General features: G+C 71.6%; 14 protein-coding genes. 5 read left to right on the top strand and 9 right to left on the bottom strand.

Annotated elements, in window-relative coordinates:
• Positions 1–73: 73 nt before the first annotated feature.
• The gene (locus tag ACFQPS_RS11570; RefSeq protein WP_377359114.1) at positions 74–688 is read right to left on the bottom strand and encodes a hypothetical protein; all 615 of its coding nucleotides are present in this window, start codon (positions 686–688) and stop codon (positions 74–76) included.
• A gap of 260 nt (positions 689–948) precedes the next feature.
• The gene (gene acs, locus ACFQPS_RS11565) at positions 949–2889 is read right to left on the bottom strand and encodes an acetate--CoA ligase (protein WP_377359112.1); all 1941 of its coding nucleotides are present in this window, start codon (positions 2887–2889) and stop codon (positions 949–951) included.
• Between the two features lie 756 nt (positions 2890–3645).
• Between acs and ACFQPS_RS11560 the strand changes: the two genes are divergently transcribed.
• A complete protein-coding gene (locus ACFQPS_RS11560) occupies positions 3646–3834 on the top strand; it encodes a hypothetical protein (RefSeq protein WP_377359110.1) in 189 nt (62 codons plus the stop codon).
• 100 nt (positions 3835–3934) lie between these two features.
• Here ACFQPS_RS11560 and leuC read toward each other — a convergent pair whose 3' ends face one another.
• The 4 genes from leuC to ACFQPS_RS11540 form a co-directional block, all read right to left on the bottom strand.
• Positions 3935–5359, bottom strand: a complete 1425-nt coding sequence (gene leuC / locus ACFQPS_RS11555; RefSeq protein ID WP_377359108.1) for a 3-isopropylmalate dehydratase large subunit — start codon at positions 5357–5359, stop codon at positions 3935–3937.
• A gap of 242 nt (positions 5360–5601) precedes the next feature.
• Positions 5602–6483 carry a C40 family peptidase gene (locus ACFQPS_RS11550; protein ID WP_377359106.1) on the bottom strand — a complete coding sequence of 294 codons (882 nt, stop codon included), beginning with the start codon at positions 6481–6483 and terminating at the stop codon, positions 5602–5604.
• Positions 6480–6956, bottom strand: a complete 477-nt coding sequence (locus tag ACFQPS_RS11545) for a MarR family transcriptional regulator (protein ID WP_377359104.1) — start codon at positions 6954–6956, stop codon at positions 6480–6482. The genes ACFQPS_RS11550 and ACFQPS_RS11545 overlap by 4 nt, the downstream gene beginning before the upstream one ends.
• 116 nt (positions 6957–7072) lie before the next feature.
• A complete protein-coding gene (locus tag ACFQPS_RS11540; protein ID WP_377359102.1) occupies positions 7073–8455 on the bottom strand; it encodes a leucyl aminopeptidase family protein in 1383 nt (460 codons plus the stop codon).
• A 211-nt stretch (positions 8456–8666) separates the two neighbouring features.
• Between ACFQPS_RS11540 and ACFQPS_RS11535 the strand changes: the two genes are divergently transcribed.
• Positions 8667–9320: a glutathione S-transferase family protein gene (locus tag ACFQPS_RS11535; RefSeq protein WP_377359101.1), complete on the top strand. Its 654-nt coding sequence runs from the start codon at positions 8667–8669 to the stop codon at positions 9318–9320.
• Between the two features lie 26 nt (positions 9321–9346).
• Here ACFQPS_RS11535 and ACFQPS_RS11530 read toward each other — a convergent pair whose 3' ends face one another.
• Positions 9347–10531: a TAXI family TRAP transporter solute-binding subunit gene (locus ACFQPS_RS11530; protein ID WP_377359099.1), complete on the bottom strand. Its 1185-nt coding sequence runs from the start codon at positions 10529–10531 to the stop codon at positions 9347–9349.
• Between the two features lie 171 nt (positions 10532–10702).
• Positions 10703–11293 carry a HupE/UreJ family protein gene (locus ACFQPS_RS11525; RefSeq protein WP_377359097.1) on the bottom strand — a complete coding sequence of 197 codons (591 nt, stop codon included), beginning with the start codon at positions 11291–11293 and terminating at the stop codon, positions 10703–10705.
• Positions 11294–11485: 192 nt separating this feature from the next.
• On the opposite strand from ACFQPS_RS11525, the gene ACFQPS_RS11520 reads away from it, so the two are divergent.
• Positions 11486–13069: a malonate--CoA ligase gene (locus ACFQPS_RS11520; RefSeq protein ID WP_377359095.1), complete on the top strand. Its 1584-nt coding sequence runs from the start codon at positions 11486–11488 to the stop codon at positions 13067–13069.
• Here the strand turns inward: ACFQPS_RS11520 and ACFQPS_RS11515 are convergent.
• Positions 13041–13673 carry a PAS domain-containing protein gene (locus ACFQPS_RS11515; protein ID WP_377359093.1) on the bottom strand — a complete coding sequence of 211 codons (633 nt, stop codon included), beginning with the start codon at positions 13671–13673 and terminating at the stop codon, positions 13041–13043. The two genes, ACFQPS_RS11520 and ACFQPS_RS11515, sit on opposite strands and share 29 nt — an antisense overlap.
• 212 nt (positions 13674–13885) lie before the next feature.
• On the opposite strand from ACFQPS_RS11515, the gene ACFQPS_RS11510 reads away from it, so the two are divergent.
• Both ACFQPS_RS11510 and ACFQPS_RS11505 read left to right on the top strand, forming a co-directional pair.
• On the top strand, positions 13886–14545 hold the full coding sequence (locus ACFQPS_RS11510) for a glutathione S-transferase family protein (protein WP_377359091.1): 660 nt from the start codon (positions 13886–13888) through the stop codon (positions 14543–14545).
• A gap of 102 nt (positions 14546–14647) precedes the next feature.
• On the top strand, positions 14648–16723 hold the full coding sequence (locus tag ACFQPS_RS11505; RefSeq protein ID WP_377359090.1) for a S46 family peptidase: 2076 nt from the start codon (positions 14648–14650) through the stop codon (positions 16721–16723).
• The last annotated feature ends 21 nt before the right edge of the window (positions 16724–16744 follow it).

The following is a 16744-nucleotide window of genomic DNA, read 5'->3' as shown; positions in this document are numbered from 1 at the left end:
GTCCGTGCCGCCGCGGGCGCCGTGCCGCCCGTCCATGCCGGAGTGTGCGCGGGCGCCGTGCCGGTGTGCCGCGTCAGTGCGGGGCCGCGGCCACCTGCACCCGGATGTCGTAGATCGACCCCGGCTCGTTCGCCGGGGTGACGTCGATCATGAAGTCGCACTGGCCCGACCTGTTCACCTGCTGCGGCGGCGCGATCAGGGCCGGCGTCTCGCTGCCGGGCGCGAACATGCCGGTCCAGGCCTGCCGGCACTGCTTCTTCGCTTCCGGCTCGACATAGACGATCTCCCAGAAGTGGGTCGTCTCCGTCTCCACCGCCAGGGTCATGCCCGTGCGCAGCGTCGGCGGTTCCGCCCCCTCGGCGGCCTTCTCCGGCCGGCCGGGCAGCTTGCCCGCGAACACCTGAGTCCCGTCCGCCCGGATCACCAGATCCAGCGGCTTGGTGGTCATGTTCTGAAGGGTGTGGATCAGCGCGAAGCTGGTCGGGGTGGAGGGCTGCGGCAGGGTCGGGGGCGGCGGCGCCACCTCCTTCACCGGCTCCGCGGCCGCCTTCTTCTGCGGCTGCTTCTTCTGGGGCTGTTTCTTCTGCTGGGCCTGCGTCTGGGCCTGCTGGGCCTCGGCCGGCAGGGAGACGGCAAGACCGAGCAGGAGGCTGGTCGCGGCGACAAGGAGGAGGCGCGGAGTCTGCATGTTCACGTTCCCTGGTTTGCTTCTTGCCGGGGTCCGATGCCGGACCCCGTTACCGGGTCGGTTCCACCGGGGCCTGCACCCCGGCGGTCCGGCCCGCCCGTTGTTCCGACGCCACCCTACCGGCTCGATGCACGGGGGTCGAGAGGTCCCGCACCGGTCCGGCGCCGGGGGAGGCACTTCCGCGCCCGTGCGGACGTGGAAAGGGCGGCCGGGTCGCCCCGGCCGCCCTTCTGGGAAGACCTGTCCGTGCCGCGCCGGTGTCAGGCGCGGTTCTGCCGGTTCTCCACCAGTTCCGTCACCACGGTCGGATCGGCCAGGGTGGAGGTGTCGCCCAGGGCCTCATGCTCGTTGGCGGCGATCTTGCGCAGGATGCGGCGCATGATCTTGCCTGAACGGGTCTTGGGCAGGCCGGGCGCGAACTGGATCAGGTCCGGGCTGGCGATCGGGCCGATCTCCTTGCGCACCCACTGCACCAGTTCCTTGCGCAGGGGCTCGGTCGGCTCCTCCCCGTCCACCAGGGTGACATAGGCATAGATGCCCTGGCCCTTCAGATCGTGCGGGTAGCCGACGACCGCGGCCTCCGCCACCTTGGGGTGGGCGACCAGGGCGCTCTCGATCTCCGCCGTGCCCATGCGGTGGCCGGAGACGTTGATGACGTCGTCCACGCGGCCGGTGATCCAGTAGTAACCGTCGTCGTCGCGGCGACAGCCGTCGCCGGTGAAGTACTTGCCCGGGAAGGTGCTGAAATAGGTCTGCACGAAGCGTTCGTGGTCGCCGAACACGGTGCGCATCTGGCCCGGCCAGCTGTCGGCGATGCAGAGATTGCCCTCCGTCGCGCCTTCCAGATGGTGACCCTCATTGTCCACCACGACCGGCCTGACGCCGAAGAAGGGCAGGGTGGCGGACCCCGGCTTGGTCGGGATGGCGCCCGGCAGCGGCGAGATCAGGATGCCGCCCGTCTCCGTCTGCCACCAGGTGTCCACGATCGGGCAGCGGCCCTCGCCGACCACGTTGTGGTACCAGAGCCAGGCCTCCGGGTTGATCGGCTCGCCCACCGAGCCCAGCAGGCGCAGGCTCGTCCGGCTGGTCCGCTTCACCGGACCCTCGCCCTCACGCATCAGGGCGCGGATGGCGGTGGGGGCGGTGTAGAAGATGTTGACCTGGTGCTTGTCCACCACCTGCCAGAAGCGGCTGGAGTCCGGATAGTTCGGGATGCCCTCGAACATCAGGGTGGTGGCGCCGTTCGCCAGCGGCCCGTAGACGATGTAGCTGTGGCCGGTGACCCAGCCCACGTCCGCCGTGCACCAGTAGACGTCGCCGTCGTGATAGTCGAAGACGTACTGGTGCGTCATCGAGGCGTAGACCAGATAGCCGCCGCTGGTGTGCAGCACGCCCTTGGGCTTGCCGGTGCTGCCCGAGGTGTAGAGGATGAACAGCGGGTCCTCGGCCCCGATCTCCTCCGGCGGGCAGTCGGGCGACACCGCCGACATCTCCTCATGATACCAGAAGTCGCGCCCGTCCTCCCAGGCGACCTGCCCGCCGGTGCGGCGGACGACGACCACGGTGCCGACATTGGGGCAGGACTTCAGGGCCTGGTCCACATTGGCCTTCAGCGGCACCTTGCGGCCGCCGCGCAGGCCCTCGTCCGCGGTCAGCACGATGCGGCTGTCGCAGTCCTGGATCCGGTCCTTCAGGCTGTCCGGGGAGAAGCCGCCGAACACCACCGAATGGATGGCGCCGATGCGGGCGCAGGCCAGCATGGCGAAGGCCGTCTCCGGGATCATCGGCATGTAGATGGTGACCCGGTCGCCCTTCTGGACGCCGTGCTTCTTCAGCACGTTGGCGAGCCGGCAGACGCTGGCGTGCAGCTCGGCGTAGCTGATGTGCCGCTGCTCGGCGGGGCTGTCGCCCTCCCAGATGATGGCCGTCTGGTCGGCCCGGGTGGCGAGGTGCCGGTCGATGCAGTTGGCCGAGACGTTCAGCGTCCCGTCATGGAACCAGCGGATGTGGACGTCGCCGCTGAAGGAGCAGTCCTTCACCTGGGTATAGGGCCTGATCCAGTCGATGCGCTTGCCCTGTTCGCCCCAGAACGCCTCCGGATCGGAGATCGACTGGTCGTACAGGCGTTGGTAGCTGGCGGCGTCCACCCAGGCGTCGGAAGCGAACGCCTCGGGCACGGGAAAGATCGAGGTGTCGGTCATGGGCTTGAAATCCCCCCGCTGTCGGTTGTTGCTGTGCGTGCGCCGCCGGTCGGCAGCCCCGGGGACGGCGCGCGTCCCCCGGTACGGACAGGGTTTCCGGGAACGGCCGCCACCGGCACCCGCCATCCCCCATGATTCGCCCGATTATTCATCGGGTTGACGGAATCCTCAAGGCGCCTGCGGTCCGCTCCGGCCGGATCGGACCGTCCGGACCTGTTTCCCTGTCCGGATGCCGTCCCGCTGTTGTGGGCAAGCCGGAGCATCCCGGCCTTGATCCATCTCAACGGTGGCGCGCCGCCCGGGTCACGCGACTTCCGGGCGATTGTCGCACGGGCCGGGGCGGCCCGTGGCGATAGGTGCCGGCCTTCCCTGATGCGCCCGGGCCGCGTCCGTGGTAATGCTACCGTAAAGGGAAGAGTCCGGCCGGGGCCGGAGGGCACGGGGTGCCGGAATCGGGCTTTCGGTCGGGAGAAGAACGGACGGGGGATCGGAATGCAGGGCGCGGGCAGCGGCAGGGCAGGCGGTGGGCAGTCGGGCGGTGGCCCGAGCGGTGGCCCGACCGGCGGCGAGCGCCCCGGCGGCCTCCCCACGCTGGGAAACCCGGCACATGGCGATCCGCTGATGGGCTCCGCCCTTCTGGAAGGAGCCCCGTCGGCGGGAGTCCCGGCAGACGGCATGCCCCGGAGCCCCGGGGCGGGCGGTATTGCGGATCCGATTCCGCTGGACCGGACTCCGCTGGCCGAGCGGATGGTCCGCATGAGCCAGATCGGCAACCGCACCAATCTGATGGCGATCGACGCCGTGCTGCGGGCGGTGCCGCGCACCCCGCGCGGCTATGCCGATGCGGCGCTGGAGACGGCCGTGATCTCCCGCCGGGTGGCCCGCGCCGCAGGCGATCTTTCGGCCTTCCTCCAGGAAGCCGGGGCCGACGTGGCGCAGCTCTGACGCGGACGGCACGGGTCTGACAGGGACGGGGCGGCGCCCGTCGCCGGAACGCCGCCCCTGATCCTGCCTGCGTCGTGCCTGCCCGTTCCGTGAATCAGGCTCAGGCGAACTCGCGCACGTCGGTCAGCCGGCCGGTGAAGGCCGCCGCCGCGGCCATGGCCGGGCTCATCAGGTGGGTGCGCCCGCCGGGACCCTGGCGTCCCTCGAAATTGCGGTTCGAGGTGCTGGCGCAGCGCTCGCCCGGCTTCAGCTTGTCGTCGTTCATGGCGAGGCACATGGAGCAGCCGGGCTCGCGCCAGTCGAAGCCGGCCTCGGTGAAGATGCGGTGCAGCCCCTCGGCCTCCGCCTGCTCCTTCACCAGCCCCGAGCCCGGGACGATCATGGCATAGACGCTGTCGGAGACGCGCCGGCCCGCTTTCACCGCCCGCTCGGCGATGCTGGCCACGGCGCGCAGGTCCTCGATCCGGCTGTTCGTGCAGGAACCGATGAAGACCTTGTCCACCGCGACCTCGGTCAGCGGCACGCCCGGCGTCAGCCCCATGTAGGAGAGAGCGCGCTCGATGGCGCGGCGCTTGTTGGGGTCGTCCACCTCCGCCGGGTCGGGCACGCGGCCGGTGATGGGGGCGACGTCCTGCGGGCTGGTGCCCCAGGTGACCTGCGGCGGGATGTCGGGTGCGTAGAGCACGACCTCGCGGTCGTAGCGGGCACCCTCGTCGCTGGGCAGGGTGCGCCACCACGCCACCGCCTTGTCCCAGGCCTCCCCCTCCGGGCTGCGCGGGCGGCCCTTCAGGTAGGCGAAGGTCGTCTCGTCCGGCGCGATCAGGCCGGCGCGGGCGCCGCCCTCGATCGACATGTTGCAGACGGTCATGCGCCCTTCCATGGAGAGCGAGCGCATCGCCTCGCCGGCGAACTCGATGACATGGCCGGTGCCGCCGGCGGTGCCGATCCGCCCGATGATGGCCAGCACCATGTCCTTGGCGGTGACGCCCACGGGCAGGCTGCCGTCAACCCGCACCAGCATGTTCTTCGACGGCTTCATCAGCAGCGTCTGGGTCGCCAGCACATGCTCCACGTCGGAGGTGCCGATACCGAAGGCCAGCGCGCCGAAGGCGCCGTGGGTGGAGGTGTGGCTGTCGCCGCAGACGATGGTCATGCCCGGACGGGTGACGCCCTGCTCCGGCCCGACGACATGGACGATGCCCTGGCGGATGTCCGCCATGTCGAAATACTCGACCCCGAACTCGGCGGCGTTGATGCCGAGCTGCTCCACCTGGAGGCGGCTCTCCTCGTTGCGGATGCCCTGCAAGCGGTCGGCGCTGGTCGGCACGTTGTGGTCCGCCACGGCCAGGGTGCGGCGCGGCTGGCGCACCGGACGGCCGGCCATGCGCAGCCCCTCGAACGCCTGCGGCGAGGTCACCTCATGCACGAGATGGAGGTCGATGTAGAGCACACAGGTCCCGTCCTCCTGGCGGTGGACGACATGGCTGTCCCAGATCTTGTCGTAGAGGGTGCGGGGACCGGACATGGATGATGCGCCTTCGCTGCTGTTCCAGGCGGGATTCTGCGCCAGGGGCAAATCCCGTTCCAAGTGAAAAGTAATGGCGGCCGTTTACGCCATTTTCTTTCAAGGGGCCGGAGCATAGCGGCAGCCGCGCACACCGACAAGCCTGTTGCCGGCCCGTTGCCGCGGGGCGTCCTGGCCCCGCGCGCATGGCTCCCCGGCGTGGGGCGTCGGTGTCAGGAGGGCGGGCGGCAGGAGGGCGGGCGTCAGAGCCGGCGGACGGCCGTGATGCCCTTGTCGCCCGCGCGGGCCAGCACGGCGGCCAGCGGCTCCCGCACCGCCTCCATGTGGAAGGCGTTGGCGTGGATCAGGTCGTCCGCGTCCGCCATGATGCCGACATGGCCGGGGAAGAAGACCAGATCGCCCCGGTGGAAGGCATGGCCGCGCCCGTCGGGGGAGACCAGGGTGCCGACGGAGGCCGCCTGCATGTCGCTGTCGCGCGGGCAGGGCAGGCCGGCCGCGGCGAGGGCGAGCTGCACCAGGGCTGAGCAGTCCAGCCCCAGGCTGGTGCGCCCGCCCCAGAGATAGGGCGTGCCCAGCAGGCGCAGGGCGGTGTCCACCGGGTCCGCCGGCGGGGCGGGCAGGGCGGCGGCATGGCCGGCGAAGATCCAGCCGCCGGTCGCCAGTTCCAGCCAGCCGGCCTGCTGCCCCCGGCCCCCGCCGGACTGGCCCGTCACGCTCAGGCGCGACTCCAGGCTCAGCAGGTCCAGCGGTGGGGTCTTCAGGTCCGGCTCGGGGTAGACATAGCTGCGCAGGGCGGTGACCGTGTGGGTCGGCGTCCGCACCTCCGCGTCCAGGGCCTCCAGCCGCAGATAGCCGACATAGCCGTCCGTGCCGTTCTGGCCCCAGACCCAGCCGTCGCGCTCCTCATAGACGGTGAAGACCTCCCCGAACAGGAGCTGGCTGGACTGCCGCCCGTCGAAATCCGGTGTCTCCGTCAGAGCGGCGAAGCCGGTGCGGATCTGGCAGGGCACGCCCTCCACGAAGCGCTCGGCCGTGACGCTCCCCTTCAGGTGGGCGGCGGCCAGATCGGCGCGCCAGGGATGGATGCGGGGGTCCAGGGAAACGGCCTCGGGCGTGTCGGTCATGCGGTCAGGGTCGCGGGTTCCGGAGCGGGAGCCGCCGACGGTGCGGCGGCTGAAGGGGCGGGATCGGTGATCTGCACCGCAGCGGCCTGTCCGGCCGCCATGGGTTCAGACGCGGCCTGTCCGGCCGCCGGGATTTCAGACGCGGCCTGTCCGGCCGCGGCCACGAGCTGGCCGAACTCCGTCAGGAAGACGCTGCCCTTGACGGTGCGCTGCACCAGCACGTTCCGCCGGTCGTCCTGGTCGCGCTTGCGCTTCACATAGCCCAGCCGCCCCAGCCGGTCCAGCGCCCGCGTCACCGACGGTTTGGAGACGTTCAGGGTGGCGGCCAGCCCGCGCACCGTATGCGGCGGCGGGGTCAGATAGACCGTCAGCAGCAGCGCGAGCTGGCGGGCCGACAGATCGGGTCCCGCCTTGCGCACGCTCGCCACCAGCGCGCCGCGCCAGAGCTGTAGCGCCTCCAGGTTCCGCGACATGGAGCCCCCCCGATCCGCCACCGCCCCGTCGGGCCGGAACGCATCGGAGTGTGCCCAAAGTCGCCGTCAGCGGCAAGCGCCGACGGTCCCCCAGTCCGGTCGGCCAGCCCGTCCGCTCAGGCCGTGCCGAAGCGCCGTTCGATCAGGGCATAGACGGCGCGCAGGGTCATCGCCTCGCCGCCTTCCGGCCGGCCGGGGCGGGCCGACGGATTCCAGGCGTAGAGGTCGATGTGCGCCCAGGGCGTCTCGGCCGCGACGAACCGCTCCAGGAACAGCGCCGCCGTGATGGCGCCGGCGAAGCCGCCGGACGGCGCGTTGTTCAGGTCGGCGATCCGGCTGTCCAGCATCTTGCGGTAGCCGGGCCAGAGCGGCAGCCGCCAGAGCGGGTCGTCAGTTTCGCGCCCGGCCGCCAGCAGGTCCTCCGCCAGCGCGTCGTCGTTGCTGAACAGGGCCGGCAGCTCCGGTCCCAGCGCCACGCGCGCGGCCCCGGTCAGGGTGGCGAAGTCGATCAGCAGGGCCGGCCTGTCGCTGTCCGCTTCGGCCAGCGCGTCGCACAGGATCAGGCGGCCCTCGGCGTCGGTGTTGCCGATCTCCACCGTCAGGCCCTTGCGCGTGGGCAGGATGTCCATCGGCCGGAAGGAATTGCCGGAGACGGCGTTCTCCACCGCCGGCACCAGCACCCGCAGCCGCACCGGCAGCCCCGCCATCATGATCATGCGGGCCACGCCCAGGGCATGGGCGGCGCCGCCCATGTCCTTCTTCATCAGCAGCATGTTGGCGGAACCCTTGATGTCCAGCCCGCCGCTGTCGAAGCAGACGCCCTTGCCGACGAGGCAGACCAGCGGGTGCTCCTTGTTGCCCCAGCGCAGGTCGATCAGCCGCGGCGCCTTGGCCGCGGCGCGGCCGACGGCATGGACCATCGGATAGTTCTTCTCCAGCAGGTCGTCGCCGGCGATCACCTTCAGCTTGGCGCCGAACTCGTCGGCCAGCTTCTCCGCCGCCTGCGCCAGCTCCGGCGGGCCCAGATCCTCGGCCGGGGTGTTCACCAGATCGCGCACCAGGGCGGTGGCGGTGACCACCCGCTCCACCGCCTGCCGGTCGGCGCCGGCGGGCATGACCAGATGGGCGAACTCCTTCGTGGATTTCCGGTAGCGGGTGAACTGGTAGCAGCCCAGGGCCCAGCCGATGGCCGCGGCCGTCGCCTCGCGCCCGTCCAGCCGGTCGGGCAGGACGTAGCTGCCCTTGGGCAGGCTGCCCGGCAGACCGGCAAGGCTCCAGAGGTCCAGCCGGTCGGGCACCCCGACCAGCGCCCGCGCCAGCCGCCCGCCCTCGCCCGGGAGCAGGGCGACCGCACCCGGCTCGGCGGTGAAGCCGGTGCCGCGGACCCAGGCGGCGGCGGCCGGTTCGGCGCCGTCCAGCCAGGCGGACAGCTCCGCCTTGCGGATCAGCTCCAGGGGAACGGTGTCGTCGGTGGGTTTGGCGCGCAGGTGTTGCAGCACGGCGGGACCTCTTGCGGACAGACGGAACGGCCGGGCGGCGGCCGCCCGGCTGGCCGGCAGGATGCGCCGTCCGCCGACCGGCTGTAAAGCCGTCGCCGCCGGCCGGGGCGCGCAAGGACAGGCCGGGCACCGGCGGCGGCGACCGGCGGGTTTGACGGGCGGGGGCGGGCGGGCCTAGATGGGAGGGTCCGGAAGCGGCGGAGGCATCCCTATGGACAAGTTCACCCTGGTGATCGGTAACAAGGCCTATTCCTCGTGGTCGCTGCGGCCCTGGCTGGCGCTGCGCCATGTCGGTGCGTCCTTCGCTGAGGAGGTGATCCCCCTCCGCACCGAAGGCACCAAGGCGGCCATCCTGGCCCGCAACCCGGCCGGCAAGGTGCCCGTGCTGAAGCATGGCGACCTGACGGTCTGGGACAGTCTGGCGATCTGCGAATATCTGGCGGAGCTGTTCCCCGCGGCCGGCCTCTGGCCGCAGGACCCGGCGGCGCGGGCGGTGGCGCGCTCGGTCTCGGCGGAGATGCACTCCGGTTTCCTGGACCTGCGCCGCAACCTGTTCATGGACCTCAAGCAGCGCCGCCACGACCCGGTCCGGCGCAGTGCGGCGGCGGACGACATCGCCCGCGTGACGGCGATCTGGCAGGACTGCCGCGACCGCTTCGGGGCCGGGGGGCCGTTCCTGTTCGGCCGCTTCAGCATCGCCGACTGCATGTACGCCCCGGTCTGCACCCGGTTCGTGACCTGGAACGTGGCGATGGACGCCGGCGCGCGCGCCTATGTGGAGGCGATCTACGCCCTGCCGGCCATGCGCGACTGGGTGGCCGCGGCCGAGGCGGAGACCTGGGTGGTCGATTTCGACGCGAAGTAAGGCCGCGCCGGCAGCAGGACGTGCCGTCAGCGGGGCGTCCCGCTGCGGTCAGGCGGGGCGGCCGGTTTCGTGCGCGGCACCGGGCTGGCGCCCGCCGGCCCGGCGCCGGCGTCCCGGCCCGCCGTGCCCGGAACGACGGCCGCGGAGTCCCCGGCCATCCCGACCTCGCGGTAGAACCGCTCGGCGCCCGGATGCAGCGGCACCGCCAGCCCCTTCAGCGCCGTCTCCAGCCGGATGGTGCTGCCGCGCGGATGACCGGTGACCAGCAGCTCCCGCGTCCGCTCGTTCCAGAGGGCGCGGGTGATGCCGTAGACCAGATCCTCGGAGATGCGGTTGTGGACCAGCCACTGCGCCCCCACCCCCAGGGTGGGGGTCGGCGGCACGCCGGCATAGGCCCCGTCCTCGATCACCGCGCCCGTGTAGAAGGGCAGCCGGCGGGCGATCCGCGACAGGTGCGTCTCGTCGAAGGACAACAGCCGGATCGCCACCCGTCCGGCCAGATCGGCCACCGCGGGCAGGGGGAAGCCGCCGACGATGAAGAAGCCGTCCGCCTCGCCCGAGGCGATGCGGTCGCTGGCCGCGCCGGGGCTGAGATAGAGCGGCTTCACCGACTTCTCCGACAGCCCGTAGGCGGCCAGCAGGATGCGCGCCGTGACCAGCGTGCCGGAGCCCTTCTCCCCCAGCACCAGCCGCTTGCCCTTCAGGTCCGCGACGGAGCGGATGCCGCTGTCGGCGCGCACGACCAGATGGATCGTCTCGGTGTAGAGGTTGGCGATGGAGCGCAGCTCCGTCAGGGGCTTGCGCCCCTCGAACGCACCCTCCCCGCGGAAGGCGGCATAGGCGATGTCCGCCTGGACGAGGCCCGACTCCAGCCGGCCCTCGCGGATGCCCTCCACGTTCTCCACGGCGCCGGAGGTGGACTGCGCCACGACGATCAGGCCGGGCACCCCGCAACTGCCGCCGCGCTCGCACGGCAACGAACCGGGCGGGTTGCTGATGGCGTTGGCCAGGAGGCCGCCGATCAGGAAATAGGTGCCGCCGGTCGTGCCGGTGCCGATCTGGAAGAAGCGCAACCCCGGCGTGCCCGTCGTCTGGGCGGCCAGCGGGAACGGCAGGCAGGCGGCCGCCAGTCCGACGCCGGACAGGCCGATGCCGGAGCGCAACAGGGCACGACGCCCGATCAGGGAAGGGGACTGGGTCACGGCGGGCACGCTCGATCGCTCCTGGTGCCTGCTTCCTATGTGAGCCGGGGAAAGCGGGGGCGCAACGGCCGCTCTCCGGAATGTCGCCGGCCCACCGTCGGAAGCGGAACACATGCACCTGTTTGAACAGCGCTGTTGCGGAAATGTCGCGCTTCCGGGTCCCGCCGGATGTGCGCGGGATCACATCATGTCCAGCAGCATCAGCAGCCCCGCCAGCGCGATCAGCCCGCCGGCCGCCCGCACCCAGACCCGGGACAGGTTCTGCGCCAGCAGCCCGTGCAGCCCGACGCCGGCGCTGCCCACCAGCACGAAGCCGCAGCCCGTCCCCAGCCAGAAGGGCAGCGGCGAACTGGGCGCCCCGACCCAGGCTGACAGGCCCGTCCCGTGCACCGCCCCGGCGACCGCCGCCAGCAGCAGCGTGAGCGCCAGCGGCAGCGCCACGGCGAAGGCCGTCAGCAGGCCGAAGACCAGCAGCGACGCCTCCAGCACCAGCCCGGTATGGGGCAGCCGCACCCCGGACTGGTGCAGCAGGCCGAAGACCAGGGCCGCCACCAGCGCCACCGCCGGCCCCTGGCCGGACGCCTGCCCGCCCTGGTCGGCGGCCCAGAGGCCCAGCGCCAGCAGGCCCAGCAGATGCACCGTCAGCACCACCGGCGCCGTCAGCCCCGTTCCGAAGGCGCCGCCCGACAGGCTGCCGGCGGCCTGGGCCGGCAGGGCCACGGCAAGGACGAAGAGGGCGGTCAGAACGGCAAGGGCGGGACGGCGGGGCATGGCTCTTCCGGGCAGATCGGGATGCGGACGGGTGATCCCACCCTATCCGCCCGCGGTTATGCCGCGGTCAATGCCCGCGGCGTGCTCCGGCAGCGGCCGTCCGGCCCTCCACGGTTGGCAGCGGCCGGCGCCGTCGTTATCGTCCCGCCCGTGCGGCCGCAGCGGCGGCGCCTGCCAGGGAGACGGACGACGATGGGCGAGACGGTGACGGCCCCCGCCAGCGGCAATCTCTACCACCTGTTCGAGAGCCGGTTCCCGGCCGACCGGGAGAGACGGTTCCTGGCGCTTGAGGACGGGCCGCGCCGGGGCGTCTACTACACCTATGCCGACATCGACGCGGTCTCGGCCCGCTTCGCCAACGTGCTGGTGGCGCTGGGCGTGAAGCCCGGTGACCGCGTCGCCGTGCAGGTGGAGAAGAGCGCCGAGAACGTCATGCTGTTCCTGGCCGTGCTGCGGGCGGGGGCGGTCTATCTGCCGCTGAACACCGCCTACCGGCGCGGCGAGATCGCCTATTTCCTGGAAGATGCCGGCCCCGCCCTGGTCGTCTGCCGCCCGGAGGACGAGGCGGAGATGCGGGAGCTGGCCGCCGCGGCGGGCGTGCCGCAGGTGGCCACCCTGGGCGTGGCGGCGGACGGCAGTCTGGCCGCGGCCGGGCTGGAGCAGCCGACGACCTTCGCCACCGTGCCGCGGGAGAGGGACGACCTCGCCGCCATCCTCTACACCTCCGGCACGACGGGGCGGTCCAAGGGCGCGATGATGACGCACTGGAACCTCGGCTCCAACCTGCTGACCCTGCACGACTGCTGGGGCTTCCGGCCGGACGACGTGCTGCTGCACGCGCTGCCGGTCTTCCACACGCACGGTCTGTTCGTGGGCCTGGGCACGGTGCTGCTGGCCGGCGGCAGCCTGCTGTTCCTGTCCCGCTTCGATGCGGACGCCGTGCTGCGGCTGCTGCCCGGCGCCACGCTGATGATGGGGGTGCCGACCTTCTACACCCGCCTGCTGGCGCATCCGGCGTTCGGCCGCGCCCAGGCGGCGCACCTGCGCCTGTTCATCTCCGGCTCCGCCCCGCTGCTGGCCGACACGCACCGCGCGTTCCAGGAGCGCACCGGCCACGCGATCCTGGAACGCTACGGCATGACCGAGGCGTGCATGATCACCTCCAACCCGCTGGAGGGGGACCGCATCCCCGGCACCGTCGGCTTTCCGCTGCCCGGCGTTGAGCTGCGCGTCGCCGGCGAGGACGGCTCGGTCCTGGGGCCGGAGGAGATCGGCGTGATCGAGATCCGCGGCCCCAACCTGTTCAAGGGCTACTGGAACAAGCCGGAGAAGACGGCGGAGGAGATGCGTCCGGACGGCTTCTTCATCACCGGCGACGTCGGCAAGGTGGATGCCCGCGGCTATGTCCACATCGTCGGCCGCGCCAAGGACCTGATCATCTCCGGCGGGTTCAACGTCTACCCCAAGGAGGTGGAGACGGTGCTGGACGCCCTGCCCGGCGTCGTGGAGAGCGCCGTCTTCGGCCTGCCGCACCCCGATCTGGGGGAGGCGGTGGCCGCCGTGGTGCAGAAGCACCCCGGCCGGGACGATCTGACGGAAGCCGCGGTGATCGCCGCCGTGAAGGCGGAACTGGCCGGCTTCAAGGTGCCCAAGCGGGTCTGGTTCGTGCCGGAGCTGCCGCGCAACACCATGGGCAAGGTGCAGAAGGCCCTGCTGCGCGACACCCACCGCGGCACCTTCGCGCCGCCTACTCCTGGCTCGCCCGCCGGAGCATGACGCGGAACAGGTCGCAGCGCAGCAGCTCCGGCGCGTCGCCCAGCAGCTTCAGCGGCTGCGCCCGGCCCGCGTCGGTCGGGCGGTAGTCCATCACCACGACGAAGCCGGCGATGGCGCCGTCCGCCCCCTGGAAGGGCAGGCAGAGCCGGTCGCTGTCCAGCAGGCGGACGCCATCGACGCCGAAGGAGACCGAGGCCAGCACCGGCCGCCGCAGGATCTCCACCGTGCGCAGGGTCTGTTCGACCCGGGCATAGGTGGCGGGCGGGTACAGCTCGTCCAGCCGGTGGCCGGCCAGCTCGGCACCGGCATGCATGGCCGCCACGGTGCCCAGGAACAGGCCGCGGACCCGGCCCTCGGCATCGAAGCCGCCCAGCAGGGCGGCATGGGGCAGGACGGAGGGCGGAAGCTGGCGCGGATCGAAGCCGTCGAAGCCGGGCAGACCGCCCGTCTCCGGCTTCAGCCGGCGCCAGAACGCCAGCGCCGCCGACAGCAGCCCGCCGGGAAGGGTGTCCGAGCCGAGGACCGGCAGGCTCCAGGCCCGCTCCAGGCTGCCGGCGCCGTTGTCGCCGCCCGCGGGGGCGTTGCCGTGGTGTTCAGGGTGCATCCGCGCCGAATCCGTCCATCTGGAAAGCCCGCTGCATCTGGTCTAAACCATTCCCCGTCGCAAGGGTCGGGGGGCCGCGCCATCCGTATGGCAGGCATGACCCGTCATTGCCGGCGGCGTCCGCCCCCTGCGACCCGGGAACAGTCTATCCTGCCCGGTCGGGAGCGGCTAAGAAGGGCCGCCGCAGCAACCGGTGCCATGAGGCCAGCCCAATGATCCTGTACGGAGCCGCCCTCTCCCCCTATGTCGCCCGCGTGCTCTGCGCCGTCCGCCGCAAGGGGCTGGACGTGCGGCAGGCCGAACCGCCCGGCGGCAACATGAAGTCGCCGGAGTATCTGGCGCTGAACCCCTACGGCAAGATCCCGACCCTGGTGGGCGAGGACGGGCCGGTCTTCGAATCCGAGGTGATCTGCGAGTATCTGGAGGAGAAATACCCCCAGCCGCCGCTGCTGCCGGCCGACCCGGCCGGCCGGGCCCGCAGCCGCACCGTCAGCCGGGCGGTGGACCTCTACGTGCTGCCGGGCCTGCTGGGCCTGCTGGGCCAGCTCAACCCCACGACCCGCGACCGCGCGGTGGTCGAGGAGAAGCTGGCGGAGCTGCGCCGCGGCCTGGACGGGCTGGAGAAGCTGCTGAAGGGCCCCTACGCCCTGGGTCCGGAGATGACCCTGGCCGACTGCGCCCTGGTTCCGGCCCTGTTCTACCTGGACCGCTTCATGCCCGCCTTCGGCACGTTCGACGCCCTGGCCGACCACCCGACCCTGCGCACGGTGTGGACGACCCTGCGGGCCGAGCCGATGGTGGCCTCCCTGCTGGCCGACATGGCCGCCTCGCTGGACGATTTCCTGCGGCGCCGCGCCGCCAACGCCAATTGACCTCCGGGGCGTCCGCGACCCCGCGGCGCCCCCGACCGGCCGGTGCCGCGGCGCCGGCCCGACTGTGAAGAAGCAAGCTCAACCCGGACGGACGAACCACAGATGACGAAGCGATTGACTGCGGGGGCGATCATTGCCCTGGCCGTTGGAGCCTTCAGCAGCGCCGCCATGGCCGACGAGGGCATGTGGACCCTGGACAACGTGCCGGTCGAGGCGATCGGCAAGTCCACCGGCTTCAAGCCGGACGCCAAGTGGCTGGAGAAGGTGCGCCTCTCCTCCGTCCGGCTGGCCGGCGGCTGCTCGGGCAGCTTCGTCTCCCCCGAAGGTCTGGTGATGACCAACCATCACTGCGTCTCCGACTGCGTGGCCGAGCTGTCCACGCCGGAGAACGACCTGATGGCGAAGGGCTTCCTGGCCGGTGGCCGGGCCGAGGAGCGGCGCTGCGCCGGCATCGAGGTCAACCAGCTGACCGAGATCACCGACGTGACCGACAAGGTCGCCAAGGCGACCGAGGGCAAGACCGGCAAGGAGTTCGCCGATGCCCGCCGCGCCGTCTTCGCCGAGATCGAGCGCGGCTGCTCCGGCGGCGACGCCAATGTCCGCTGCGACGTGGTCACCCTCTACCAGGGCGGCCGCTATCACCTCTACAAGTACAACCGTTACCAGGACGTCCGTCTGGCCTTCGCGCCGGAGTTCGGGATCGCGGCCTTCGGCGGCGACCCGGACAACTTCAACTTCCCGCGCTACTGCCTGGACATGTCCTTGCTGCGCGTCTACGGCGCGGACGGCAAGCCGATCTCCAGCCCCAACTACTTCCCCTGGTCCAAGGCCGGCGCCAAGCCGGATGAGGCGACCTTCGTGACCGGCCATCCGGGCTCGACCAGCCGCCTCAACACGACCGACCAGCTCGCCTATCTGCGCGACGTGTTCGCCCCGGCGACGCTGATGTACCTCTCCGAGCTGCGCGGCCGCCTGATCGAGTTCGGCCGCCGCGGCGAGGAGGAGCACCGCCTCGCGCTGGAGGAGCTGACCGGCATCGAGAACAGCCTGAAGGTCTGGCGCGGCCGGCAGCAGGCCCTGGTGGACGCGCAGTTCTTCGGCGACAAGGCCGCCGCCGAGACGGAGCTGCGGGCCCGCATCAAGGCCGATCCGAAGCTGGCCGCCCAGGTCGGCGACGCCTATGAGCAGATCGCCACGGCGATGCAGCGCCAGCGCGCGCTGGCGCCGCGCTACCTGATGCTGGAGCGTGGCCGCGCCTTCGACAGCAGCCTGTTCTCCTTCGCCCGCCTGCTGGTCCGCTCCGCCGAGGAGGCCGGCAAGCCGAACGACCAGCGCCTGCGCGAATTCAGCGAGGCCCGGCTGCCGGCGCTGAAGCAGCGCCTGTCCAACCCGGCCCCGGTCCACGAGTCGCTGGAGATCACCACGCTCGCCTTCTCGCTCAGCAAGCTGCGCGAGGAGTTCGGTCCCGACAACGCCCTGGTGCAGAAGGTGCTGGGCAAGAAGTCGCCCGAGCAGGTGGCCGAGGATCTGGTGAAGAACAGCAAGCTGGGCGACCCGAAGGTCCGCCTGACGCTGTTCGAGGGCGGCAAGGAGGCGGTGGCCGCGTCGGACGATCCGATGATCGCCCTGGCGAAGCTGGTGGACGCCGACGCCCGCGCCGTCCGCAAGGCCGTGGAGGAGGAGATCGAGGCCCCGGTCGAGGCGGCCCAGGCCCGCATCGCCAAGGCCCGCTTCGCGCTTCTCGGCGACAGCGTCTACCCCGACGCCACCTTCACGCTGCGCCTGTCCTACGGCCATGTGAAGGGCTGGGCGGAGGAGGACGGCACCCAGGTGGAGCCGTTCACCACCTTCGCCGGCCTCTACAACCGTGACACCGGCGCGGTGCCGTTCGACCTGCCGGCGAGCTGGGAGAAGGCGAAGGGCGTCATCGGCATGTCGGTGCCGTTCAACGGCGTCAGCACCAACGACATCATCGGCGGCAATTCGGGGTCCCCGATCCTGAACTCGCGCGCCGAGGCGATCGGGCTGGTGTTCGACGGCAACATCCACTCCCTGGCCGGCGACTACGGCTACGACATGCGGCGCAACCGCACCGTCTTCGTGGACATCCGCGGCATGGCCGAGGCCCTGCGCAAGGTCTACAAGGCGGACCATCTGGTGAAGGAGCTGGGCCTCTGACGGCCCGGCCCTGATCCCAAG

Source organism: Rhodocista pekingensis (assembly GCF_042665545.1).
GTDB classification, from domain to species: domain Bacteria; phylum Pseudomonadota; class Alphaproteobacteria; order Azospirillales; family Azospirillaceae; genus Rhodocista; species Rhodocista pekingensis.
The sequence above is the reverse complement of the archived record's forward strand: the minus strand, read 5'-3'. Positions and strand labels throughout refer to the sequence as shown.